Origin of the sequence: Huaxiibacter chinensis, assembly GCF_022171985.1 — a bacterium.
In the GTDB taxonomy this organism is placed as follows: domain Bacteria; phylum Pseudomonadota; class Gammaproteobacteria; order Enterobacterales; family Enterobacteriaceae; genus Enterobacter; species Enterobacter chinensis_A.
This window is the reverse complement of the sequence record NZ_JAJVHF010000003.1, coordinates 340383-362964: the sequence shown is the minus strand read 5'-3', so window position 1 is coordinate 362964 and position 22582 is coordinate 340383. Positions and strand designations below refer to the sequence as shown.

Annotated in this window: 27 protein-coding genes; 3 read left to right on the top strand and 24 right to left on the bottom strand. The window is 53.4% G+C overall.

Annotated features, from left to right (window positions below; translation table 11 throughout):
- Positions 1–2: 2 nt before the first annotated feature.
- From LZP96_RS10645 to LZP96_RS10535, 23 genes are all read right to left on the bottom strand, one after another.
- A complete protein-coding gene (locus LZP96_RS10645) occupies positions 3–2453 on the bottom strand; it encodes a phage tail tape measure protein (RefSeq protein WP_258925980.1) in 2451 nt (816 codons plus the stop codon).
- On the bottom strand, positions 2443–2565 hold the full coding sequence (locus LZP96_RS10640; protein WP_032658721.1) for a GpE family phage tail protein: 123 nt from the start codon (positions 2563–2565) through the stop codon (positions 2443–2445). The genes LZP96_RS10645 and LZP96_RS10640 overlap by 11 nt, the downstream gene beginning before the upstream one ends.
- A 32-nt stretch (positions 2566–2597) precedes the next feature.
- On the bottom strand, positions 2598–2906 hold the full coding sequence (locus tag LZP96_RS10635) for a phage tail assembly protein (protein ID WP_258925979.1): 309 nt from the start codon (positions 2904–2906) through the stop codon (positions 2598–2600).
- A 57-nt stretch (positions 2907–2963) separates the two neighbouring features.
- Positions 2964–3482 (bottom strand): phage major tail tube protein, encoded by a 519-nt coding sequence (locus tag LZP96_RS10630; protein ID WP_258925978.1) that lies wholly within the window; start codon positions 3480–3482, stop codon positions 2964–2966.
- A 12-nt stretch (positions 3483–3494) separates the two neighbouring features.
- Positions 3495–4688, bottom strand: a complete 1194-nt coding sequence (locus tag LZP96_RS10625) for a phage tail sheath protein (protein ID WP_258925977.1) — start codon at positions 4686–4688, stop codon at positions 3495–3497.
- Between the two features lie 124 nt (positions 4689–4812).
- Positions 4813–5235 carry a tail fiber assembly protein gene (locus tag LZP96_RS10620; RefSeq protein ID WP_258925976.1) on the bottom strand — a complete coding sequence of 141 codons (423 nt, stop codon included), beginning with the start codon at positions 5233–5235 and terminating at the stop codon, positions 4813–4815.
- The gene (locus LZP96_RS10615; protein ID WP_258925975.1) at positions 5236–7299 is read right to left on the bottom strand and encodes a phage tail-collar fiber domain-containing protein; all 2064 of its coding nucleotides are present in this window, start codon (positions 7297–7299) and stop codon (positions 5236–5238) included.
- Positions 7300–7310: 11 nt separating this feature from the next.
- The gene (locus tag LZP96_RS10610) at positions 7311–7841 is read right to left on the bottom strand and encodes a phage tail protein I (RefSeq protein WP_258925974.1); all 531 of its coding nucleotides are present in this window, start codon (positions 7839–7841) and stop codon (positions 7311–7313) included.
- A complete protein-coding gene (locus LZP96_RS10605; RefSeq protein WP_258925973.1) occupies positions 7834–8745 on the bottom strand; it encodes a baseplate assembly protein in 912 nt (303 codons plus the stop codon). Before LZP96_RS10605 ends, LZP96_RS10610 begins: the two co-directional genes overlap by 8 nt.
- A 5-nt stretch (positions 8746–8750) precedes the next feature.
- Positions 8751–9101, bottom strand: a complete 351-nt coding sequence (locus LZP96_RS10600) for a GPW/gp25 family protein (RefSeq protein ID WP_258925972.1) — start codon at positions 9099–9101, stop codon at positions 8751–8753.
- The gene (locus LZP96_RS10595) at positions 9098–9739 is read right to left on the bottom strand and encodes a phage baseplate assembly protein V (protein WP_258925971.1); all 642 of its coding nucleotides are present in this window, start codon (positions 9737–9739) and stop codon (positions 9098–9100) included. The genes LZP96_RS10600 and LZP96_RS10595 overlap by 4 nt, the downstream gene beginning before the upstream one ends.
- Positions 9740–10028: 289 nt before the next feature.
- The gene (locus LZP96_RS10590; protein ID WP_258925970.1) at positions 10029–11585 is read right to left on the bottom strand and encodes a P-loop ATPase, Sll1717 family; all 1557 of its coding nucleotides are present in this window, start codon (positions 11583–11585) and stop codon (positions 10029–10031) included.
- 294 nt (positions 11586–11879) lie between these two features.
- Complete coding sequence (locus LZP96_RS10585; RefSeq protein ID WP_258925969.1) at positions 11880–12326, bottom strand: phage virion morphogenesis protein; 447 nt, start codon at positions 12324–12326, stop codon at positions 11880–11882.
- Positions 12319–12786, bottom strand: coding sequence for a phage tail protein (locus LZP96_RS10580; RefSeq protein WP_258925968.1), 468 nt, complete (start codon positions 12784–12786; stop codon positions 12319–12321). Before LZP96_RS10580 ends, LZP96_RS10585 begins: the two co-directional genes overlap by 8 nt.
- Positions 12749–12994: an Rz1-like lysis system protein LysC gene (gene lysC, locus LZP96_RS10575; RefSeq protein ID WP_258925967.1), complete on the bottom strand. Its 246-nt coding sequence runs from the start codon at positions 12992–12994 to the stop codon at positions 12749–12751. Before lysC ends, LZP96_RS10580 begins: the two co-directional genes overlap by 38 nt.
- Positions 12882–13307 (bottom strand): Rz-like lysis system protein LysB, encoded by a 426-nt coding sequence (lysB, locus tag LZP96_RS10570; protein WP_258925965.1) that lies wholly within the window; start codon positions 13305–13307, stop codon positions 12882–12884. The genes lysC and lysB overlap by 113 nt, the downstream gene beginning before the upstream one ends.
- Positions 13304–13813: a lysozyme gene (locus LZP96_RS10565; RefSeq protein WP_258925963.1), complete on the bottom strand. Its 510-nt coding sequence runs from the start codon at positions 13811–13813 to the stop codon at positions 13304–13306. Before LZP96_RS10565 ends, lysB begins: the two co-directional genes overlap by 4 nt.
- Complete coding sequence (locus LZP96_RS10560) at positions 13797–14018, bottom strand: phage holin family protein (RefSeq protein WP_258925962.1); 222 nt, start codon at positions 14016–14018, stop codon at positions 13797–13799. Before LZP96_RS10560 ends, LZP96_RS10565 begins: the two co-directional genes overlap by 17 nt.
- Positions 14009–14212 (bottom strand): tail protein X, encoded by a 204-nt coding sequence (locus LZP96_RS10555; RefSeq protein WP_258925958.1) that lies wholly within the window; start codon positions 14210–14212, stop codon positions 14009–14011. Before LZP96_RS10555 ends, LZP96_RS10560 begins: the two co-directional genes overlap by 10 nt.
- The gene (locus tag LZP96_RS10550; RefSeq protein ID WP_258925957.1) at positions 14212–14718 is read right to left on the bottom strand and encodes a head completion/stabilization protein; all 507 of its coding nucleotides are present in this window, start codon (positions 14716–14718) and stop codon (positions 14212–14214) included. The genes LZP96_RS10555 and LZP96_RS10550 overlap by 1 nt, the downstream gene beginning before the upstream one ends.
- Before the next feature lie 99 nt (positions 14719–14817).
- The gene (locus LZP96_RS10545) at positions 14818–15573 is read right to left on the bottom strand and encodes a phage terminase small subunit (protein ID WP_181826447.1); all 756 of its coding nucleotides are present in this window, start codon (positions 15571–15573) and stop codon (positions 14818–14820) included.
- A gap of 3 nt (positions 15574–15576) precedes the next feature.
- Positions 15577–16644, bottom strand: coding sequence for a phage major capsid protein, P2 family (locus LZP96_RS10540; RefSeq protein WP_181826448.1), 1068 nt, complete (start codon positions 16642–16644; stop codon positions 15577–15579).
- Positions 16645–16700: 56 nt separating this feature from the next.
- Positions 16701–17555, bottom strand: coding sequence for a GPO family capsid scaffolding protein (locus LZP96_RS10535; RefSeq protein WP_258925956.1), 855 nt, complete (start codon positions 17553–17555; stop codon positions 16701–16703).
- Between the two features lie 165 nt (positions 17556–17720).
- Between LZP96_RS10535 and LZP96_RS10530 the strand changes: the two genes are divergently transcribed.
- The 3 genes from LZP96_RS10530 (at position 17721) to LZP96_RS10520 (ending at position 22031) form a co-directional block, all read left to right on the top strand.
- Positions 17721–19490 (top strand): terminase ATPase subunit family protein, encoded by a 1770-nt coding sequence (locus tag LZP96_RS10530; protein ID WP_258925954.1) that lies wholly within the window; start codon positions 17721–17723, stop codon positions 19488–19490.
- Between the two features lies 1 nt (position 19491).
- A complete protein-coding gene (locus tag LZP96_RS10525; protein WP_181826451.1) occupies positions 19492–20508 on the top strand; it encodes a phage portal protein in 1017 nt (338 codons plus the stop codon).
- A 431-nt stretch (positions 20509–20939) separates the two neighbouring features.
- Positions 20940–22031 carry a ComEC/Rec2 family competence protein gene (locus tag LZP96_RS10520; RefSeq protein ID WP_258925952.1) on the top strand — a complete coding sequence of 364 codons (1092 nt, stop codon included), beginning with the start codon at positions 20940–20942 and terminating at the stop codon, positions 22029–22031.
- Between the two features lie 16 nt (positions 22032–22047).
- Here the strand turns inward: LZP96_RS10520 and LZP96_RS10515 are convergent, their stop codons facing one another.
- Positions 22048–22533, bottom strand: a complete 486-nt coding sequence (locus tag LZP96_RS10515) for a phosphohistidine phosphatase (protein WP_211438167.1) — start codon at positions 22531–22533, stop codon at positions 22048–22050.
- Positions 22534–22582 lie beyond the last annotated feature (49 nt).

Genomic DNA, 22582 nt, shown 5'->3' with positions numbered 1-22582 from the left:
CCTCATCCGTCGTGGCGCAGACTTGAGCGCTGGCGCGCCCGTTCTTCGCGGTCGATTCTGTCGACAGCCTCACGCAACTGTCGGTCAAGGTCAGTACCCGTCCCGACGCCACCCGGCAGCGTGATGTTGTATTCCCGCTTGCTCTGGTCGATGTAAGACCGGCCTGCAGGAGCCGTCACCGGCTGATAAGCCTGATACCCTCCATAACCTGACGTCGCCGGGACATAGGACCCGTTTTGCGCACCGGCTGCAGCACCTGTTTTCGCTGCGGTCTGGTCTATGTCACCTGACTCTTTTTTGAGGACGCCGAGTTTTTCCAGCAACCAGTCAACCTTTCCACCGAGGAAGTTAAACATTTTCACGGGACCCATGAGCGTATTCGCAAGGAGTCGGCCAAACTCCACTCCAGCATTTTTGCAGCTATTGAGCGATTCCTGCGTCGCCTTAACCGGCGCAATCAGATTAGTAAACCACTGCCAGACCTCGCGCAGTTTTCCCGCCACGGCGTCAAATACCGGTACGAGTGGCGAAAACATTTCATTCAACGGCGCAATGACGGCTTTCAGGCCCTCACCGACACCCGAGAAAAAAGCACCCAGCGGCTCCCAGTATTTACGAATGAGGATCGCACCGGCCACCACGGCAGCGACCACAGCGACCACCGGCAGACTGATTGCCCCGAGCGCGGTCACAATGGCCGTTCCTGCAGTAGTGAAAATCACACTCAGCAGACCTGCAGCGGCGATGATGCCGTTAATCCCGGCGATGACAGGCCATGCAACAAGACCAATCCCGCCCAGCACGCCGACCAGCGCCAGCGCACCGGCGGTCACACTGAAAATGGTCTGCGTCATCTCAGGATTCGCTTTCGCCCAGGCGGCAACCTTGCCGAGCATATCGGTCGCGGAAACCGTCAGACGACGCAGCGCAGAATTCTCTTTATCGAATACCTCAATCTGCAAATCTTCATAAGCCGACTGCAGGTTTTTTAAATCTCCGTCGAGGTTGTCGGTCTGGATTTTCGCGATCCGCTCCGTGGTTCCCTTTGAATCCCCGATTTGCTGGCGCTTGCTGGCAAGCGAGCCATCACCGGCAGCGGCGACGAGTTTAATCGCCCCCTTCATTGCTTCCTCACCAAAGATGACTTTCAGGTATTCACCCTGCTCCGCCGTCCCGAGCTTGTTTTTCGCAAAGGATTTATGAATATCCTTGAGGATTTTCTCGACCGGCAGCACGTTCCCTTTGCTGTCGCGGGTTTTCACGCCCAGCTCTGAGATAGCAGCAACCGCTTTGCCCATCGGTGCCTGCAGGCGGTTGAAAATGGCGCTCGCACCGGTCCCGGCCATCGAGCCTTTTATCCCGTTATCAGCCAGAATGCCGAGCATGGCGGTCGTGTCTTCAATGCTCGCCCCTGCAGCCTCCGCGATAGGTGCGACATATTTCATCGCCTCGCCCAGCTCGACGAGGCCGGTGTTGGATGACGTAAAGCCTTTCGTCATCGCATCCGCGACGCGTTCAATCTCAGTGGTCGGCAGGTTAAATGCAGACTGCATGTTAGTAATGATGTCTGCGGCTTCTGCGATATCCACGTCAGCCGCAAGGCTCAGATTGACCGTCGAGCCGGTCGCAGCCAGCACGTCATCAGCGTTATAACCCGAGCGCGCCAGTGTGGTCTGCGTGCGCGCCACGTCGCCCGGTGAAAAGGCCGTAGTAGCCCCGATGTCACGCGCCTGTTTACGGATGGCCGCGAGCTTATCATCGCCCTTATCGAGCCCGAGGATCGCCTGCGTGCCTGACATCTGCTTATCAAAACCGATGCCCGGTGCAATAAAGCGAGACGCCCCGTAAAGCCCGGCGGTAGCCACCCCGACGCCGACCATCCCGGCATTTCGCGCACCGGCGGCGAGCTGTTGCCCGGATTCATAGCGTTTTTTTACCGCGCTCAGTTTCGCCTGTTGCTGACTGACCCGCGCCAGTGCCTCGCGCTGACGGTTAAGCTGTGCGGTCGTCTCGCTGATACTGCCTTTCAGGCGACGCTCATCGGCTGACAGGGTGCGGGTGTTTATCCCGGCCTGTGCGAGCTCGGTGCGCTGGCGCTGTACCGACTGCCTGAGCCCGTTATATTTGAGCTGCAGGTCAGCGGCAGATTTCTTTGCCGCTTCCATCGCGCGCGCCTGCGCCGTTGTGGGGTTTTGGGTATTTTTGAACTGGACAGCCAGCGCGGCGGCTTCCTGTTTCGCTTTAGTTAGCGACTGACCAGTCACGGCAAGCTGTGCGCTTGCTTTCCTGAATCCGTCAATTCGTGAGGCCTGCGCATTCAGATCGCGCAGGCTGGTTTGTGAAGTGCGGATATCGCCAGACAGGGATTTGCTGGCGTTCTGGATAGCTTTAAGCGGTCGGCTTGCCCGGTCTACTGCGTTCAGCAGCACCTCAAGTCTGACGTTATTGCTCATGGTGGTTTCCGCTTCGCTGTAGCGCCTTATCGCGCCATGTAATGAGCTCGGTCACGCTCAGGGAATTTAGTTCTGATGGCGGCCAGTGAAAAATCACTGCGATATCCGCCATCAGGTCATCGACCGACAGGTTTTCGGGAAATTTCAGCGAGCCGAAGATGGCGACAAAAAACCGACCACCTGACCGGCAAACAAAATCAGGTCGGACGCTTCCAGACGCATGACCTCATGCTCGGTGAGTGCCGGGTAAGTCATACGCGGCAGCACTTTAATCAGGGCATCGACGTCCGAGTTTGCCAGCGAGGCCAGACTCACACCGCGCAGGGTTCCCGCGTTGGGTTTGAATACCTTCACCTTCTCGATTTTTTGCTCACCGCGCATGACAGGATTATCGAGGGTCACGACGTTCGGGTTTTCGGTTTCGGTGGTGGCGCTTTCGTTAATGTTTTCCATGATATTTCTCTCTCAACGTTAAGTGACCGGCCAGCAACGCTGACCGGGTCAGGGGGGTTACAGGCCAATCGCCTTACGGTGCTCCGCCAGACGGTCGACGCCGTCGACTTTCAGCACCATGTTGATGACGTCAATCTCGATGACTTCGCGGCCATCGATCGTGAGCTGGTAATAGGCGCACTCGGTCGACATTTTGGTCGAGCCGCTTTCACCCTGTTTATTTTCGCCGCCGTCGTATTCTTTGTGACGGCCACGCATCACCACCTCAACGGCTGAAATCGCGCCGGTGTCGTCACGCTGGTAAGAGCCGGTAAAACGCAGCGGCACACTGTCAGCACCCGGCGAGGCGTACTGCGCCCACAGCTCAATGTCAGGCAGACCGCCGAGAGTCCACTCAAGCGACAGCGCGTCGTCATCGAGACCGAGGTCAATCGAGACTGAGCCCGGCATCCCGCCGCCACGATATTTCTCAAGCTTGCGGGTCAGCTTCGGCAGGGTGACGGATTCCACAACGCCCATGTAGCTGAGGCCGTCGTTAAACATATTCAGGTATTTCAGTTTGCGTGGTAGTGCCATGCTTGCAGCTCCTTAGCTGTTGACCGAGTCCGACAGGTTCGCCAGATAGGTATCGGTGATGCGCTGGCGCAGGGTCAGGTTTTCCAGCGGCGGGACGGGGGTGTAGTCGTAATCGATATACAGTTTCCCCACTTTCAGTGACGCGGGGTCGTTCGACTCGGTGTCGTACCAGCACGAACCATCGACGATATAGCCGTTCGTTCTCAGTTCGCGGAATTTGGCATTGATACCGGCAACAATGTCGCGGATAAGCGTTGCGGTAATGGGTTTATCCATCGCCCACGCGTGCGCCTCCGCCATGGTGTCAGCCAGCACCTGCGCAGTGCGGGTGTAGTTCTCAAACAGGAAAAGCGGGTCATCAGAACAACAGCGGTTTCCCCAGAATTTAAAACCGTCGTTGCGAATCAGCGTAGTGACACCGGCCTGATTCAGCAGGTTCGCGTCGGTGGCAGGCTCCTGCAAATCCCATGACACCGAGGCACTGACGCCAGTGACGCCATTCACGCCGACGTTAGACAGCGTTTTATGCCAGCCGACGGTCTGGTCGATTTTGGCACGCAGGCCGAGCGCGCGCGCCGTCGCCCATGCAATATCGGTTTCGTTCGTCGTGGTGTCCCATGCCAGAAAATCAGGGAAGATCACCATCAGCTCGCGCTGGCTGAAATTCTCGCGATAGTCGATGGCTTCGGAAATGGTTTTGCAGCCCCATGCACTGACGTAGCCAAACGCGCGCAGGCTCTGACAGGTGGACGCAAGCGCGGTCGCCACTTCCTGAGAATCCAGCCCCGGCACACCGAGAATGCGCGGCTTAACGCCGGTGACGGTCTTCGCCGTTAACAGCGCTTTGAGCCCGGTATATTTCCCGTTTTCGTCGGTCGTCCCGATGATGTTCGAAATGGTTTCTTTCAGTGCCGCTTCGGGGGCTTCGGGGTCGTCGACACCCTCAGCCACGCGCACAACCACAATGACCGGTTTGCACTGGTCAGCGATAGCCTGCAGGGAGTGTGAAAGCGTGCCTTTTTTACCGGCTTTACCGATAGCGCTTTGCACGCTGGTAATCAGTACCGGCTCATTCAGGGGAAAAGTCTTTTCGTCAGCATCGCTGGCCGTACAGACCATGCCGATGATGGCCGTCGAGACCGTGGAAATGGTGCGCGTGCCATCGTTAATCTCGATGACCTCGACGCCGTGATGATAGTCGCTCATCCGTTAAACTCCGTGGTGAAGTGGAGTTGCTATTTTCTGACGAGTACCACGCAGGCGCGATGCATTGCCGTTGGCAGAGGGATAACACAACCAACAAAAAGCCCTCCGGGTGGAGGGCTTCGAATTACTCAGGCACCGGCGGCCAGTCGACCTGACCCGCGACGGTTTCCGTTTTAATTTTTTCCACGATATCGATGTAATCAAGCACCACATTTAGCTTTTCAGTTTCGGCATCACTGAGCACGCGCCCGGCCTGCAGCTTGAGCTGAATGACGCTGACCGACTGCAGGGCGTTACTGATGAGTAACTCTTTTTGCGCTCTTGCGATGGCAGGATAATCAATTTTAACGGCCTGCAGAACGGGCTGACCGTACTCATTCGGGACAATCGAACTGCCTTTCGCCTGATTCTCAATTAAATACTGATACCAGCGTTCAGATATTGCGCTGGCATCCTCCGGCCACCCGGCACCGGCAACGCACGCCGCTTTATCAGACTCAAAATAAAAACCCTGCCTGCCCGCACTGTAATAAATTTGATTGTCCATTTAATACCCCACAGCTCTTATCAATGCGGCAACCTGACCGACACTGCCGTATGCCCTGTTAGCCATCACGACGCAGCCGGTGTTTGTTTTCGAAATGAGCTGGAACATCCCTTCCGTGTCTCTGTTGTTATTCACGTTTACCGTTCCCACGTCCACATGGAGACAGGCACTCGGGAACGCTTTCGGGAACGTGATGGCCTGCGTCGCTTCGCTGGTCATGGTCGCCCCCATACACCACTGGTCAATAATCCCGGTGCTCCCGTCCTGCCACCATCCATTGTCACCCTTTGAGGCTGCATTCGGCGCAGCAAATGAGCCTTTCGGCTGAAATCGACCGTCACTTTCACTTCTGGTGTATGCGTCACCGGCTTTGGCCATAACAACAACTGCATTACTGGCGGTATGACGCAGGTAAGGCTGTGCAGCGTTACCCGAAACGAACCCGCCAATATGCGAACCATCACGCTGTATGCAATTAACATCGTTCGATGTTGGTCTGTTGTTTGGTCCGTACATCTCTATCCAGCCCGCCCACGGGCCTGAGCCATTCCATGTGCCTGTTACCGAACGCAGGAAAATTCGTCCGGTGTAAGTGATATACATTTGCTGACAGCCGTAAGCGGATTGCGTCACAAACAGCGTGCCAGCAATGGCTACCGGATAGTTATTAGCAGCCGTGGCACCTGCATTTGACGGCTGATAGTAAATTCCATGGTGATTCCGGTCGCCCAGGGTATTTAAGTTGACTGTCAGGGCATTTAGCGGCGCAGGCAGTGCGCCAATATCGTCAGGAGTGGGTTTGTTTAGTGGCCCCCAAAGCTTTTGAATGCGCCGGGAAGCAATAGCCCCATCAGCCTTTTTGATCGCAAGCCATTCAGCAGATAAATTACCGGAAGAGTCGACAAACAAATTGGCACTCATAGCCTGAGAGCCATCGCCACTACTGCCGTAATTAAGATGAACGCCGCACCCGTAGCTCCCAAAGTGAATGCTGTTTGATCCTCCCCCCTGGTTAAACAACATCGAGACGAGACCGTTTTTTTCAAGAAGATTGGCATCTGTCACTGAAAGCGCCTGACCTAATAATCCCCCGTCACCAACTTTAAGCACTTTTCCCGCTGTCGGGTCGCTTGTTGAAGTGGTGACATCTGCTTTTGCCGCCGTTCCCAGACTCTTTTTAAAGCCGGTCAGGTCATCATTAACGGCTTTCACCGCTTTTGGCGTCGCGGCGTGCGTCTCAGACGTGCTGTCGGTCGCACTACTGAGCTGGACAATGCCTTTCTGCGTTGTGGAGGCGTCCTGTGCCGTATATTTACCTTTTGCAAGGTCATACGACGCCTTAACCGCTTTCGGCGTCGCTGCGAGCGCCTCAGACGCGCTGTCGGTCGCACTACTGAGCTGGACAATACCTTTTTGCTTTGTGGAGGCGTCTTGTGCCGTGTATTTCCCGTCGGCAAGGTCATACGCCGCCTTAACCGCCTTCGGCGTCGCTGCGAGCGCCTCAGACGCGCTGTCGGTCGCACTGCTTAACTGTGTAAATCCTTTTTCTTTCAGCGTGGCGTCAGGATGGAGGCGAGACTGCTCATGCTCCGCGAGCTTGTCGTCGACATAATCCTGCGTTGCCATCACCAGCGTGGTATCGATGGACAGCTCGACCGACTCGATGTCGCTCACCATGATGACCATTCGCAGGGTTTGCGCGCGCCCCGAGCCCTCCGCGAGTTCAGGCTTATAGCTTTCGGCCATGTTACCGACCGCAATCAGCGTGCCGGTGTCATCATAAAGCCCCATTTCACGCAGCCAGAATCCGCCGGTCTCAGGGGGAATGACCAGCTCCGCGACGACATAGTTTTTATGTTTATTGTCCTGGCTGATTTTGTTCAGCGCATGACGCCAGACCTCATTCACCAGCTTTGTCTGGCTGGCGTTCGGCTCGGGCAGTTTGCCGCCGCCGTCCCCGACGGCCATCGCTACAAAATTGACTTTCTTGCCGTTCGGGACGCTCGCCGCCGCCAGCTTTTCCGCACCGGCTTTGGTGATAACGGTTTTATATTTTACTGTCATTGTGCTCTCACTTATCCGGGGTAAACCGTGGTGATATCGCCGTCATAGGTCAGCGCGCCGTAATACAGATGCCCCGGAATATCCTGAATAATATTCAGGCCGATAAGATGTCGGCTCGCGGGTTTGGCATCGGCGATCAGCCGCTCCATTTCGTAATACATTTCCTCAGTGATGCCGGTTTCCAGCACACCGATATCGAGGCGGAATGTGCCGGGCGGGTCGTTGGTTTCCCACCACTCTGTGACGTTAATCAGATACCCGAGCGGCTCGACCACCCGCCGCACCGCGCCTATCGTCCCTTTGTGCGCATGGATAAACCACGCCGCGCGGATCACCTCGCGTTTGGTTTCTTCCGGCCAACTCTCATCCCAGCGGTCGACCGAAAACGCCCAGGCAAGCCACGGCAGCAGATTTGCCGGGCAGGTGTCAGCGTTCCATAAGCGGCGCAGCGGGACGGGTGTATTTTCGATATCCGCACAGGCGCGCGCCGCCGCCACCTCAAGCGGTGACGAGCCGACAGGCAGCAGACGGGTCTCACTCATCGTTACCCCCTACCGTCACGCTGGACGCGGTGCAGAAAGAGGCCTGCGTATCATCGAGCACAATATCAGCCACCGGCGCGGCCAGTTCGACACGCTGCACACCCTCGACGTGTAGCGCGGCATAAATGGCGGATTTGCGGATATCCCGCCCGAGCCGGTGCTGCGCGCTGATATAGGTCTGCAGCTTCGCTTTTGCGGCACTGAGCACCGGCTCGCTCTCGGGGCCGGGGTAAAGGTAAAGCGCCGCATCGATGGTGTAGTCAACAATCGCGGCCGACTGGACGGTCACACGGTCAGCCACTGGCCGCACGTCCTCATCATTGAGCGCCGCGCGCACCACTGCAAGCAGCTCGTCGGACGCCGCGCCGTTATTCTCGCGGGACAATACCGACACAGTCACGCAGGCCGGTTCCGGGCTGATAACGGAAATATCCGCGACCCGCCCGTCGGCGCTGCGGCCATGAAACTGGTATGCGCCGGTCGCACCGGCGGTGCTCAGTCCTTCCGGGGCTTGCTGGATGCGCAGGCGATAGTCGGTGTCCGATTCCATCACGGCAGGCGTTGGCGGCAGCGTGGTCTCGTCAGCAGGCGTGATAACAAGTCGCCCGACGCTGGCGTTTGCCCCGAGCTGGTCGAGGTCAGCACCGGCAGCGTAGGCCAGCATCACCGCACGCGCGGCCTCGTTGACACGCTGACGCCAGATGACTTCACGATAGGCGTTCTCCTGCAACAGCTTCACAATCGGCTCAGATTCGAGCGTCAGCGTGCGCGCGACCGCCTCCTGTTGGTCTTCGGGATAAAGCGAGACGAGCGTCGCTTTTCGTTCGGTCAGGATGGTTTCATAATCCAGCGTTTCCACGACATCGGGCGCGGCGAGCTGGCTCAGGTCAACAATGGTCGCCATAGTGTTTAACTCAGTGGGATTGACAGTGAAAAAGGCTGCGCAGACGTCGAGCGCGTCCCGGTGATATCGACATACATCGCCCCGTCAGCCTCACCGCGTTCAAAGGTGATGGTCGACAGGCTGACGCGCGGCTCCCACTTCTGGATCGCGGAATAGCACGCGGCCATAATCTGCAGGCGCAGTGCCGGTGTCTGCGGCTGGTCAATCAGCGCTGACAGGAGCGAGCCGTATTCACGGCGCATCACGCGCGAGCCAACCGGCGTGACCAGAATGTCGCGTACGCTTTGCCTGATATGCTCGACCTCAGAAATACTGAGCCCGGTGTGGCTGTTCATGCCCAGATAACGCACCGTCATTTTGTGTCCACCGTTCTGTCATCGCCGCGCTTGACGCCGCCGTGGTCGTGGTCATCCACCTGCACGCCGTTGGAAGTCAATTTCCCGCCGGTGTGCGTGATATCCCCTTTCATCGTTCCGCCTTTCTGCACTTCGAGTGAGCCGGTGATGAGCTTGTTGGTACAGACCACCTCGGGTGTGTCGAGCGTGATGCGCGTCGAGGCTTTCACCAGCACCACCGGCACGGTGGCGGTAAGGGAATCCGACGCGGTGACGTCGGCGGTTTTGATACCGGACACGGTGAGCGCTCCGCTGTCGGGGTCGTATTCGATAATCGCCCCGTCAGGAAAGGCAATATGAAACGCATCAGGCGAGGCAGACGGCGCGGGATGGTCATCAGAGAAAATGGAGGGCAGCACAAAAGCGGTATCGAGCTCACCACCAATGGCAAGAATCAACACCTGCTCACCGACCGAGGGAGCCCACCACACCCGCGAACGACCCGCGCGGGAGGTGAGCCAGTTAAGCCAGGTGGTTTGCATCCCGCCGGTCTGGACCCGACAAAGACCCTCGACGGTGTCGATGTCGGTCACGATGCCGGTGCGGATGAGGTTTCGGATCGCGCGTGCGATGTCCTGCAGAGAAGTTAGATTGTTCATGGGGAAAGGATGCCGCCGGTTAAGGTTAGCGACAATCAAATCGAGTTTTATGAAGGATGAAACAACAACCTTGAACTCCTACTTTCTGACTTGAAAATGGAACGAATCCGCTGATAACGTCGAACGAAACCCAATCATTAAAAAAGAATAGGAGAAAAGAATTAAAATCCCCAAAAGATAAACCCAGAGGAAATTACAAAAATCATCAATCTTAGTTGAACCCGTGCAATTATGGCACTACCACAATTAGAAGGCCGTAAATGATCATCAAAAACGGCCTATAAAAAAGTCATCTATTAAATAATGGATGCACGACAAAAGTTCGATTCATATCAGTTATATCTAAATCCGGCTTATCATAAGATGAGTATACAATTAATGAGGGTGTTCTTTTTATCCCTATCACACCAACAATAAACCACACCTTCAACAACTCATCAAAATTCATTATTATCTTCGAATGGATTGGGTCATCTTCCGTTGAGGAAACTCTATCAAGTATATATGTTAAGACTTCATTTTTCTTAGCATCTTCAATTGAGTCTTTAGAAAATTCCGGAGATTGTAATAACGAAAGCGAGTCAACATAATTTGATATATTTTTATAAATACTCACCCACTCAGAAACTAAAGCCCTTTTCCTTGATGAAAAATATTTCTCCTCCGCCATTAAGACAATGTCTTTATTTATATTGATGCGTCCATCACATTCCTTCAGGCAATAATTAACAAAACTAATGGCATCCCTTGGCCTTAGCATAGTCCTATCTAAAATATAATCATCTGAAGGAACGCCGTCTATATCAAAATCAAAAATATCCTTCATAGTAATATTTCGAGAACCTTGATATTTATTTTTAATTAGATGATTGATACGCATATCAATGATCTCTCTTATTTCCGTCTTATTCCAAGCAACTGCGTATATCAATGACTGGTCTTTTTCGTCCTGCCTTAACGTTTTATTATATATTCCCATTAAGATATCAGTTCTAATAGAAATCAATATCTTAACTGATTTAATATCAAGAAGTTCTCTAAATGCCTCCAATAGAGCATTGATAAAATCATATCTAATATCACTTGAGCTTAACCAAGAGCGATCAAGATCATCAATGCTAATTATAATACGGAATTGACCAGTTTCAGAAAACTCTTCATTTAATATTTTTATTAATTCTTTTTGTTTTCTTATTAACTCTCTACTTACATAGCTTGAAGTTTCGGATTGTATTTTCTGAGTTTCTTCACTCCCAAGCTTTCCTCCAAAATCAATCCCTTTCATTCCAATTTTTGCAGATAGTTCATGCTGCATTTTATTGCTAATTTCGACTAATGCCTTATCATTAAAAAAGACATCTTTGAATTGCTCTATATATTCATTGGCTAACTCAGGATTATAAGGTTTCTTTTTCCCACCAATAAGCTCTTGAATTTTATTGAAGAAGCTTTGATAACTTGACCTATGTAATGCAGGTATAACCTTTATGAGTAGTGCGTGCAACCATAATGATTTATAAAAAACTCTTAAATCAATACCACTTTCATTAAGAGATGAAATAAATATATTATTTTTAACATGCTCGAAAATAGTATTTTCGGCTTCTATTTTATCATAAACCTTTATACTTCCCTCATCGAGGATTTTCCTCAACAGAGCTGATTTACCACTACCTGTTCTTCCTACTATAATCCTCCTAGTAAAATCCGGATTTTTTTCAGATGGGTCGAAATTCATTATCCCTTTGAAAATGTTAGTTTCATAAAAACATGAATCTAAAAAAGAATCAGATTCAGCCTCTAACTTCCCTATCTCTTCATTATTTCTAAAAATATGAGTATTCATCTTATTAATCCAATCCGCATAATGCCAATGAAATCAACACAAACAAACCCACACAACAACTAGTTTACACAAAGAACTCTGAATCATTCCCCCACCATCTAGTTGCTAGAAACGTTTTATAGCATCCGTATCTAAACAAACTTATAAAGCGGTCAATTCATAACCATTCTCACAGATAATTTCTCTAATAAGAGCAGTTTAGGTGCAAAGATACAACTTTTAAAGAAAAAACATCACGAATTGCATCAAATGCGATCACACTCTTTCTCAACTAATTCAGTGGGATTACTGATTTCATCTGAAATTTTTAATAATAAGTGCCGCTATGACATGTTTATCTTCTTGGCTGAATCCTAACAACCGGCGCTCTGGATACTGTAGATCTTGACTGTGTTGGTTTGGCCTGTCCTTAAGCCCGTACTGATGAATTCGCGCGATACGCTGCACCTTGCCGGTAAACTCCACCACGGCAGCATCATTGCGGCCACTGGCTTTCATATAACGAGCCGTGCGCAACTTCTGAAACATCGCACGTTTGATTCGCCCCGATTTTCCCCTGAGCGGCTGACGCTTTCGCGCCTTGTACGGCGTACCATCTGGCGCTTTTTGTTGTTTGATGCGCTGCTGTTGTGATTTGCGCAGCTCTTTCGCAATTTCTGCGGCCAGCTTCCGCCGTGCCGCTGGTGACAGCGCACCAATCAGCCCGGCCAGCTTATCGTCAAAAGGTTTAAAGTCACTCATCCCATTTGCTCACCAGCTCGCCATTGATATAGAGCTCGGTCGGACGTGTGACCGGCTCAGGCAATGGCGGCTCAGGCGCATAACTGACGTGCAGCGCGCCGTTCTCATCCCTGACGAGGGTTCGCTCGGTGAGCTGCAGGCTGATACTGATATCAACACTGTCGCCGTCGTTCAAATCCATCTGGAATCGATAACCTTTTTTGCGCCCCTCATCCGTGGTGCAAATGTCCGGCTGATTCTCTCGCAGCCACACGGCCACCGGCACGAAAATCAAATCAGGGTCGCCGACAAAATCACACACGATCACATTCAGGGTGTAAATCTTTTCGTGTGACAGCGAGGCTGCAAGCCGCGCATCAATATTCCCATCATCGGCAAAGATGCGCATCATTTCGGGATTCGTTTTTATCTGCGGTACGGCGTCAGTTAACGCCTGGCGCAGGCTGTGTGCTTTCTTCATCGAGTTTGTCCTGACAGTCTTTGACGGTTTCGACTTTGAGCGCGCAGGCAGTCAGCGCGCCCTCAAGCCTGCGAATATCGGCACTCAGGTCGCCGTTAGTGACGGGGTCGCTTCCCGGCATCGGGCAGAGGCTCACCTTCGGGCAGGCGTTGTAAACAATGCCCGGCGGAGGCGCAGGCGGTGCGGGTGTGCAACCGGCGCACAGCATCAGGCAAGTCAGCGCGATACCAGCGGCGCAGCTCTTCATTTTCATTCATCAGCCTCGTTATCGTTTCTTCACGTCTTGCCGCCAGCTCACCGGCAGCGGTCAGTTCATCCGCGAGCCTGACCTGACCGGCTTCATTCGTCCTGGCAATGCGTTGCGACACAGAAAGCTGATTTTTCAGCATCCCGATCGTCGTCTTTTGCTCACTGGCGACCCGGTTCGCTCGCTCAAAGGAGCGGGATAAATTCGCGTTATCGTGGCGCAGCCACAGCACCACAGCGAACAGCCCGACCAGCAGAATAATCAGCGCTTTCATTGCATCCCCTTAACGCAGTAAACCCTTTCCCGCGCACGGCGGTTCTCAAGCCCTTTGTTTCTGACGCCATTCACAAACACCCAGCGGGTGAGCTGGTCGCACGCCTGCCACCATTGATGACGCCTGATAAACGAGACCAGTGTCGAGCGACACGCCGCGCCGGTACCCACGTTGAATGAGAAACTCACCAGCGCGTCATATACTTGCTGCGGCATTTCAACCGGCGCGCAAACGGCGAGACGCTCCTCGACGTTCAGCACATCCGCGACAAGGTTCGCCGCCGCCTGTCGCTCGGTAATTTCCCCTTTCGGGGTGACACCGGCAGTGTGGCCGATGCCTGACGTCCACACTCCCGCGCTGCACTGGTAAGGCGTCAGGCGACATCCTTCGAGGTCAGCGAGTAGTGCCAGACCCTCGGGCGAGGTGTTAAGCAGACGAAAGTCAGGCATCAGTGCGGCCAGCGCCAGCACGGCGGCCACACTGCAGCGTTTAATGATTGAGCTCACGCATCGCCCCCTTATCCAGCCCGAGCGAGGTCAGATAGCGATAGGTTTTGCGCTTAAACCACAGATTCGTCAGCGCGGTAAAAATGGCGCAACCGCTACCCACATAAAGCGCCATTTTCTCGGGCGACATCGCCCCGAAGTACGCCAGCCCCACGGCCAGCCAGTAGGCGATAAACGTCGTGATTTTTTCCATGCTCAGTCCCATAGATTCACCGTTTCGATTTTCGGTGCGCTGTCGGTCTCGGGCAGTTCTATCGCCGTGCCGTGCGGCAGGATGACGCCCAGCTCCGACAGACCCGGATTCGCCTGCAGCACCGTCTCGACGACGCCCTCCGTGCGCCCGTAATAGCGCGCACACATCGCGTCGAGGGTGTCGCCCTGCATCGCATAGACCTTCATCAGATTTGCCCCACGATACAGCGCGCCTTGTCCTGGATACGCGCCACTGACCAGCGCATATCCCGCCACATCTCATCGATGGTGCTGTCGATACTGTCGGCCTTTTTATCGCCCTTGCTGGTCGCATCCACGCCGCGATAACGCTCGTAAAGCGTGGCGGTCGTCATCGAGCACACGGCGTTAAAGTAGTGGAAGCAACGCACGCTTTCGCCGTCGAGCTCGTCGGAAGGAACATCCGCGAGCGTGGCATGACCGGCGTCGAGCTGCAGGTCGCGCCAGTCGCGCAGCTCCGCGTTCGTCTCCGCGATGGCGGTCTTAATCGCCCGGCGCAGTCGCACAGGGGACACGGTCTGCTCCAGTCGCATTTCTTCGCGCACGCGCTGCGGATCGACATTAGGAAAAAAGCCCGTATTTTTAATCACCGGCTCGCTCTCGCCCGGCGGCGGTATCACCACGCCCGGCACGTCCTGCGGCGTTGTTTTGGGCTCAATAATCAGTGTCGTCATGACAACCTCAAAAAATAGGTGGGCGGTGGACGCCGGTCGCAGTCAGGGCAATTAATACCCGCATTGACCGGCGTGCCGCCCGGCTCGGGGAGCGTTCGGTTAACCTGCGGCTTTTGCCGCCTTTGGTGGACGTCCGCGCCGTGCCGCCGGTTTAGCAGCAGGCTTGCGCGTGCGGGGTTTATTCGTTTTCGGTGCGGGTTCGGGTTTAGGCTTGAGCTGGCGCTCAATCTGTTCGATATCCTTTTTCACGCCGATAGTTCGCTCTAACTGGATCGCACGCTGCAAGTGCGCCAGTGCCTCGGGCAGCTCTCCTGCGTCACGCTGCAGGTAGCCGGTGATTTTGTGCAGCTTCGCGCGAACGATGTCGGGCATATCCGCACGCTCAGTCAGCGCGAGGGTATCGAGCAGCAGCGCCAGCTCAGGTGACTGTTTAGCGTCACGCAGACGCTGCGCAGCAAGTGCCACCTCTTCGGCGAGCAGATACGGCGTAGTGCGGCGATGACCGCCGACCGGCATCGTCAGACCATACGTCAGCGCGTAACGGGCGATTTCCAGCGCACCGGCGATATCATCCGCATCAAGACGCCAGAGCATGACGGTCATGACAATGTCATCCTGCGCGCCCTTGCCATTCGCAAGGACACCCGCCACCCACGGCAGATAGAACGGCAGCAGCTCGCGCTTTTTCTCTGCCTTGCGCTCAGTGGATCGGATTTGTTTTAACGTGCGACAGTCTGCGGCCAGCTTAACCAGCATCTGCTCGTAGGCAGTTGCATTGCGCAGCGGGGCAACAGCCTGCCGTGCAGTTTCAGAGGCCGAGACCCGCATCATGTGAAGCGCTGCGGGGCTCGTCATGGTTTACTCTCCGCCGTTCTGGTCTGTAGGTGCAGCGAATTTGCCGAGGGTGATGTTTTCAATCAGGCAACCGGCGGCGTAAGCCTCGACCACATAATCAACATTCATTGATTCGTAGTTCTCGATGCGGTCCTTTTTCGGCTCCTCGATGATGGCGCGGCGATGCGCGTCATCCATGAAGTAAATCGACAGGTTATCGAGACGTGTCACCATCAGCGCATTCGCCGGGAAATACGGCACGCGCACGGCAGGCAGGTTGCCGATACGCTTCTGGCTGATGATGATGTCAGCGGCCAGCGTTTCGCTGTTTTCCTGCGTCTTGTTGACGATCGGGAAATATTTGTCAGCGAGCAGCTTGCGACCGGTAATGACGACGAGCTCCGGGTCATCCTGATAAATCTCGTCAATCAGGTTGGTCGTGGTGTCCATGACTAGCGCGTCGAGGTTTTGATAGTCGCCGTTCTCCCCCACGCGGATCACATCAGAAATGACCTTGCCGTCTGCGTCGGTGATTTTTGACATTACGCGCGCCGGGGCTTCATTGCGGTACTTCTGCAGCCAGCCCACAGCGACATCCTGCAGCATCGGATTGTTTTTGCGGTTGGAGGTTTCAGCGCGCTCGATACCGTTGAAACCGGCCATGATGAAGTCGAGCGACTGGCGTTTGATAATCGCGTCACGGATACGGGTCTGGAAGTCCTGGAATCGTGCCCACAAGTCGAGCTGTTTGTAACGGATATGGAAATCAAAGTTGATTTGCGCACATTCGTATTTGTTGGATTCCAGCGCCGTGAAATCGGCGGTCTTACGCTCGTCATCACCGGCAGTGTCGGCGGTGCTCGCAATCGTACCGTTGACACCAACCCCGACCTTTTCGCCTTTCAGCTCATCGACCGGCACGATGTTGATTTTGGTCAGAAACGCGGATGATACCTGCAGGGTATTCATCAGGGTTTGCGTCACGGACGGCTCGACGGTGAATTTCTTCGCCACGTCGTCAACTTCGACACCGTTCAGCTCCGCCACGCGGGACATGTAGGCATTAAATTTAAAGCGGGTTTCTTTACGCATTGTTATTCCTGTTTTCTAAAAATGGGGTATCAGGCCGGGCAGCGCCCGGCGCGTTATCAGCAGTTGGTCAGCAGCTCGTCGCCCGTCCCGCCTTTCGACTTCTCACGGCGCGGCTGGCGCTGGCTTTCGGTGTTATCGAGGGAGCTTTTCAGGGAGTTAAACGCCTGCGCACTTTCGTCTGCCTTGCGGGTCACGTCCTGCTTAAACTGCGCAAACGCGGTTTCCAACTCAGTAACGCGGCTGTCGGTGGCGGTGAGGTTTGTCTGCACCATTTCAGAGACTTCCGTCACCGCTTCATGCACATCAGCAAAACGCGCATCGTCAGTGGCCTGTTTGCGGCTGAAAATCGCCTTAACCCTGTCAGTCAGGCTGTTGAGTACGGTGTCGGGAACATCCTCAAATTCCAGCGCCGCCAGCGTGGCAACGGAAAACAGGTCGTCAGGATGGGCTTTTTTACCGGCGAGCGGGTTCTGCGTCGCCAGGCTGCAGAATTCGAGATATTCAGTGCCGAGGCTTGCCGGGTCATCGGTGACGGCGAGGCCCACGAGGTAACATTTGCCGCTGTTGGCAAAGTTCGGGCGAATCTCCATCGAGGTGTAAACCTTCTGCCCGGCTTTCACCATGCTCACCAGCTCGTCGAGCGGCGCGATTTTGCCAAACAGCGCTTTCTTGCCGTTCAGCGCCGAGTCATCGCTGATGATCTCGGCTTTCACTTCGGTCACGTCGCCATAACGTTTGAGCACGCTGTCGGGCAGGATGCCGCGCAGATGTTCGAGGTTAATGCGACAGCCATAGACACGCGGGTCGAAGGTGTCCGCCATATCCTGAATGTCAGCGCCACTGATGACACGGCCATCGCAGGTGTCGCCCTCGACGCCGATGCGAAACCATTTAGAAACTTTCTTTGCCATTGTTCAGGTGTCCTGATGTTGGGTTTTCGGTTCGGGGTTAGTTTCCCGACTCCGACCCGCATCAGCCACCGCTTAAGATCCGATTAGATCTGACACAACAGGGGCTTAGCGATAAATCATGTCCATTTCCATAGCCTTTCCTCGCGACATCAAAACGAGGTGAGAATGACAATATCGACTGATTTATCACTGCTGAATGACCCACGAAGACAGGCGCGCCTGCTGTTCTGGCAGGGATTTTCCGTGCCACAAATCGCCGACACGCTGCAGGTAAAGCGCCCGACGGTGCAGAGCTGGAAGCAGCGCGACGGGTGGGAAGAAACCGCGCCGCTCAACCGCGTGGAAACGACGCTTGAGGCGAGGCTCATTCAGCTCTACGCAAAGCCAGACCTGACGCCGCATGACTTTAAGGTCGCTGATTTTCTGTCGCGCCAGATGGAACGGTTCGCGCGCATCAACCGCTACGGCCAGACCGGAAATGAAGTGGATTTAAATCCCAACATTGCGAGCCGTAACAAAGGGGATCGCAAAAAGCCGAAACGTAACTATTTCAGCGAGGAGGCTATCGAAAAGCTGGAGGAGATTTTCCTCGACCAGTCGTTTGAGTATCAGCTCAACTGGCACAGGGCCGGGCTTGAGCACCGTATCCGTCACATCCTAAAATCGCGTCAGATTGGCGCGACGTTCTACTTTGCGCGTGAGTCTTTGCTGCGCGCCCTGAAAACCGGGCAAAACCAGATATTTTTGTCGGCGAGTAAAACACAGGCCTATGTGTTCCGTAAGTACATCATCGCCTTTGCGCGGCTGGTCGACGTCGACCTGTCAGGCGACCCGATTGTCATCGGTAACAACGGCGCAGAGCTGATTTTCCTCGGCACCAACTCCAACACCGCGCAGAGTCATAACGGCGACCTGTATGTCGATGAAATTTTCTGGATTCCCAACTTCCAGCGCCTGCGCAAAGTGGCCTCGGGTATGGCGTCACAGTCGCACCTGCGCACCACCTACTTCTCGACGCCGTCCACACTGGCGCACGGGGCTTATCCGTTCTGGTCAGGTGAGCTGTTTAACCGGGGGCGCAGCAACCGCGACGAACGGGTCGACATTGATATCAGCCACAAGGCGCTCGCCGGTGGCGTGCTGTGCCCGGATGGGCAGTGGCGGCAGATTGTCACCATCGAGGACGCGCTCGCCGGGGGCTGCACCCTATTCAATCTGGATCAGTTGAAACAGGAAAACAGTGCCGACGATTTCCGCAATCTGTTTATGTGCGAGTTCGTCGACGACAAGGCGTCGGTATTCCCGTTCGAGGAGCTGCAGCGCTGCATGGTCGATGCGATGGAAGAGTGGGAGGACTTCGAACAATTTGCCGACCGTCCGTTTAACTGGCGCCCGGTCTGGATTGGCTATGACCCGTCACACACCGGCGACAGCGCAGGCTGCGCGGTACTGGCTCCGCCACTGGTCGCAGGGGGCAAGTTCCGCATCCTTGAGCGTCACCAGTGGAAAGGGATGGATTTTGCGGCGCAGGCCGAGGCCATCAGGTCACTCACTGAAAAATACACCGTCGACTATATCGGCATCGATGCGACCGGCATCGGCCAGGGTGTTTACCAGCTCGTGCGCTCATTCTTCCCAGCAGCACGCGCTATCCGCTACACGCCTGAAATGAAGACCGCGATGGTGCTGAAAGCAAAAGACACCATCCGACGCGGGTGTCTGGAATACGACGCCGGTGCAACCGACATCACGCAGTCGTTTATGGCCATTCGTAAAACCATGACCAGCAGCGGGCGCAGCTCGACCTATGAAGCCAGCCGTAGCGAGGAAGCCAGCCACGCGGATATTGCGTGGGCGACCATGCACGCCCTGTTAAACGAACCGCTTTCCGCCGGGAGCGGGATGCACTCCAATTCAATTCTGGATATTAACTAAGATGAAAAAACGACAGAAAAAAACAACTACCATGGCCGCCAGCGCACCGCAAAAGATGGAGGCGTTTACCTTTGGCGAGCCCTCTCCCGTACTGGATCGTCGTGACATCCTCGACTATGTCGAATGTATTCATAACGGGAAATGGTACGAGCCGCCGGTCAATTTCTCGGGGCTGGCGAAAAGCCTGCGCGCCGCCGTACACCACAGCTCACCGATTTACGTCAAACGTAACATTCTCACGAGCACCTACATCCCGCACCCGTTGCTGTCGCGTCAGGATTTTAGCCGCCTTGTGCTCGATTATCTGGTCTTCGCCAACGGCTATCTTGAAAAGCGTATGAGCGTCACCGGCCAGCTTTTTAAACTGGAAACCTCCCCGGCGAAATACACCCGCCGTGGCGTCGAGGATGGGACTTACTGGTACGTGTCGAACTACGCCCAGCCGCACGAATTCGCGCCCGGCTCGGTGTTTCACCTGCTTGAGCCTGATATTAATCAGGAGCTTTACGGGATGCCGGAATACCTGAGCGCACTCAATTCCGCCTGGCTGAATGAGTCCGCCACGCTGTTTCGTCGCAAGTATTACCAGAACGGCGCGCACGCGGGTTACATCATGTATGTGACCGACGCCGCGCAAAGCAGCACCGACGTTGAGTCGCTGCGCTCCGCCATGCGTGATTCGAAAGGGCTCGGGAATTTTAAAAACCTGTTTTTCTACGCGCCCAACGGAAAACCGGACGGGATTAAGATCGTCCCGTTGAGTGAGGTCGCCACCAAGGATGACTTTTTCAATATCAAAAAGGTGAGCGCCGCTGACCTGCTCGATGCGCATCGCGTGCCGTTTCAGCTCATGGGCGGCAAGCCAGAGAATATCGGCTCATTGGGGGATGTCGAGAAGGTGGCAAAGGTGTTTGTCCGTAACGAGCTGTCACCACTGCAGGAGCGATTTAAAGAGATAAACGACTGGCTTGGGATGGAGGTGATCCGCTTTAAAGATTACAGCCTCGAATCAGAATAAATCCCGCCAAAAATGCCGCCTCCGGGCGGCATCATCACAGAATGCCTTAGACGCCCCACACACAACGCATTTATAAGCCAGCCCCGACGCAGACCGGCGAAGCGACAGCGCGCTCAGGACGCCCAAAGGCGTATTAAATTAAATGCTGTCACCACACTTGGCGCGCAATGCTTTCCCCGCCACGCCTGCCCGCTTAATGGGTCGCTTTTAATGCAGGTGCATCAGGAGCCTCGAGCCGCACCAGCGCTGGCGTAGCTTGGGACACAAAAAGTTAAGAAATGAATGCAAAAAAATGCAATCAGGATGTGCACATAAAATTGCACAAGATCATTTTTTTTTACACTAACAATTGAAGTTTTTACATCATATGGATAATTTTTAATCTTCACGGCAATAAACGCACTTGCGTAATGTTTGAACTAGGAGAAGTGATGAATTATGAGATTGATTTTTTAGCAGTTGGTGAAAAAAAAAGCGGCGATGCGATATGTATACGCTGGGGAAATCTTGAAGGGACTCGTGAGGAGCAGAAAGTAGTCGTTATTGATGCAGGGTACGCTGCAACAGGGGCTAAAATCGTCGAACATCTCGAAAAGTTCTACCATACCAAAACCATTGATTTGTTAATTTCTACACACCCCGATGCAGACCATGTCGGGGGATTAGAAACGGTTCTTGAAAACGCTGAAGTTAGAGAATTTTGGATACATCAACCATGGGAACACAATGATAATTTAGCACAAGAATTTCGTGATGGCAGAATTACAGACGCCAGCATAGCGCGACGCATGCAAGAAAATTTACAGAAAGCCTATGACGCAGTAAAACTTGCACGTAAGAAAGAAATTGAAATTAAAGAACCATTCCAAGGCATGACATGGGACAATGCGAACCTTGTTATAGTAGGCCCAATACACTCTTACTACGAAACATTAATTCCTGAATTTGCAAGAATGCCCGAAAGAGTTGCGGCAGAATCAAGCTCAGGCTTTATCAAACAGGGATTTGAAGCTTTTGTTGAAAAAGCAAAAAAAATCATAACCATTATAGCTGAATGGGCGTCTGATGAAGGAATTGACGATAAGGACACTACTTCAGCACAGAATAACTCAAGTGTAATTCTGAAATTAGAATTAGATGGTCACACTCTACTTTTTACTGGTGACGCAGGTATTACAGCACTTGAGAAAGCAATAGATTTTGTAGATACAACTTCATTGAAATTCATTCAGGTCCCGCATCATGGAAGTAAGCGAAATATAGGCCCAAGCATTCTCAATAAACTTATTGGAAACATACTTCCGGAAGGAGAAACTAGGGATATAGCAGCTTTTGTTTCATGTGCTCCTGGTTCTGACAAACATCCTTCACAGGCAGTGATTAACGCATTCACACGACGCGGGGTCAAAGTTATTGCTACAGAAGGTCTGGACAAATGTTATTTTAACGGAAAATTATCGAGGCAGGGCTGGACATCTGTTACGCCTCGCCCATTTGTTAGTGACTACAATATCGAAGAATGATTTTTTTGAACTGCCCTCAGGGCAGTTCTGTTAATTTATTTACTCTCCTTACAATATAGCGAATTTGCTTCACATAAGATATTATAAAAAGCAGAGCAAAAAGCGAACATGCTATTTGTGATAAAATATAATTTCCACCAGTCACTTTCGACATAAGATAAAGACTAACGAGCATGACAACAGAAACTGTAAAGAGAGTGCGATACATGTTCGCAACTTCCTGCAATACATCAATCTTGCTGTCCAACTTACTGGCTGCAACAAACTTATCGTAGGGCGCAAACTTCACCAATTTGAAAAGCTTGAACAAAGGTTCAATTATAATAGAACCGAGACGCCCCAGAACCAGCCCCAAAAAATAGTAAAGAACAATATTCTTAACAATATCTTCCGTAGATAATACCACATGCGAAGCCCTTTCAAAAAGGTACACAAACAAAGCTCCAGGAAAAAGATTATTAAAAATATTGTAAGATGAAATTTTCTCCCACAAACCATCCATTTTAAGCACCTCGTTCTAGTTAGTAAACCCGCATATAGTCTAGCAAAAA

Excerpts from the sequence above, each read along its gene's own strand:
- LZP96_RS10645 (WP_258925980.1), bottom strand. The coding sequence starts at position 2,453 with ATGAGCAATAACGTCAGACTTGAGGTGCTGCTGAACGCAGTAGACCGG.
- LZP96_RS10640 (WP_032658721.1), bottom strand. The coding sequence starts at position 2,565 with ATGGCGGATATCGCAGTGATTTTTCACTGGCCGCCATCAGAACTAAAT.
- LZP96_RS10635 (WP_258925979.1), bottom strand. The coding sequence starts at position 2,906 with ATGGAAAACATTAACGAAAGCGCCACCACCGAAACCGAAAACCCGAAC.
- LZP96_RS10630 (WP_258925978.1), bottom strand. The coding sequence starts at position 3,482 with ATGGCACTACCACGCAAACTGAAATACCTGAATATGTTTAACGACGGC.
- LZP96_RS10625 (WP_258925977.1), bottom strand. The coding sequence starts at position 4,688 with ATGAGCGACTATCATCACGGCGTCGAGGTCATCGAGATTAACGATGGC.
- LZP96_RS10620 (WP_258925976.1), bottom strand. The coding sequence starts at position 5,235 with ATGGACAATCAAATTTATTACAGTGCGGGCAGGCAGGGTTTTTATTTT.
- LZP96_RS10615 (WP_258925975.1), bottom strand. The coding sequence starts at position 7,299 with ATGACAGTAAAATATAAAACCGTTATCACCAAAGCCGGTGCGGAAAAG.
- LZP96_RS10610 (WP_258925974.1), bottom strand. The coding sequence starts at position 7,841 with ATGAGTGAGACCCGTCTGCTGCCTGTCGGCTCGTCACCGCTTGAGGTG.
- LZP96_RS10605 (WP_258925973.1), bottom strand. The coding sequence starts at position 8,745 with ATGGCGACCATTGTTGACCTGAGCCAGCTCGCCGCGCCCGATGTCGTG.
- LZP96_RS10600 (WP_258925972.1), bottom strand. The coding sequence starts at position 9,101 with ATGACGGTGCGTTATCTGGGCATGAACAGCCACACCGGGCTCAGTATT.
- LZP96_RS10595 (WP_258925971.1), bottom strand. The coding sequence starts at position 9,739 with ATGAACAATCTAACTTCTCTGCAGGACATCGCACGCGCGATCCGAAAC.
- LZP96_RS10590 (WP_258925970.1), bottom strand. The coding sequence starts at position 11,585 with ATGAATACTCATATTTTTAGAAATAATGAAGAGATAGGGAAGTTAGAG.
- LZP96_RS10585 (WP_258925969.1), bottom strand. The coding sequence starts at position 12,326 with ATGAGTGACTTTAAACCTTTTGACGATAAGCTGGCCGGGCTGATTGGT.
- LZP96_RS10580 (WP_258925968.1), bottom strand. The coding sequence starts at position 12,786 with ATGAAGAAAGCACACAGCCTGCGCCAGGCGTTAACTGACGCCGTACCG.
- lysC (WP_258925967.1), bottom strand. The coding sequence starts at position 12,994 with ATGCTGTGCGCCGGTTGCACACCCGCACCGCCTGCGCCTCCGCCGGGC.
- lysB (WP_258925965.1), bottom strand. The coding sequence starts at position 13,307 with ATGAAAGCGCTGATTATTCTGCTGGTCGGGCTGTTCGCTGTGGTGCTG.
- LZP96_RS10560 (WP_258925962.1), bottom strand. The coding sequence starts at position 14,018 with ATGGGACTGAGCATGGAAAAAATCACGACGTTTATCGCCTACTGGCTG.
- LZP96_RS10555 (WP_258925958.1), bottom strand. The coding sequence starts at position 14,212 with ATGAAGGTCTATGCGATGCAGGGCGACACCCTCGACGCGATGTGTGCG.
- LZP96_RS10550 (WP_258925957.1), bottom strand. The coding sequence starts at position 14,718 with ATGACGACACTGATTATTGAGCCCAAAACAACGCCGCAGGACGTGCCG.
- LZP96_RS10545 (WP_181826447.1), bottom strand. The coding sequence starts at position 15,573 with ATGACGAGCCCCGCAGCGCTTCACATGATGCGGGTCTCGGCCTCTGAA.
- LZP96_RS10540 (WP_181826448.1), bottom strand. The coding sequence starts at position 16,644 with ATGCGTAAAGAAACCCGCTTTAAATTTAATGCCTACATGTCCCGCGTG.
- LZP96_RS10535 (WP_258925956.1), bottom strand. The coding sequence starts at position 17,555 with ATGGCAAAGAAAGTTTCTAAATGGTTTCGCATCGGCGTCGAGGGCGAC.
- LZP96_RS10530 (WP_258925954.1), top strand. The coding sequence starts at position 17,721 with ATGACAATATCGACTGATTTATCACTGCTGAATGACCCACGAAGACAG.
- LZP96_RS10525 (WP_181826451.1), top strand. The coding sequence starts at position 19,492 with ATGAAAAAACGACAGAAAAAAACAACTACCATGGCCGCCAGCGCACCG.
- LZP96_RS10520 (WP_258925952.1), top strand. The coding sequence starts at position 20,940 with ATGAATTATGAGATTGATTTTTTAGCAGTTGGTGAAAAAAAAAGCGGC.
- LZP96_RS10515 (WP_211438167.1), bottom strand. The coding sequence starts at position 22,533 with ATGGATGGTTTGTGGGAGAAAATTTCATCTTACAATATTTTTAATAAT.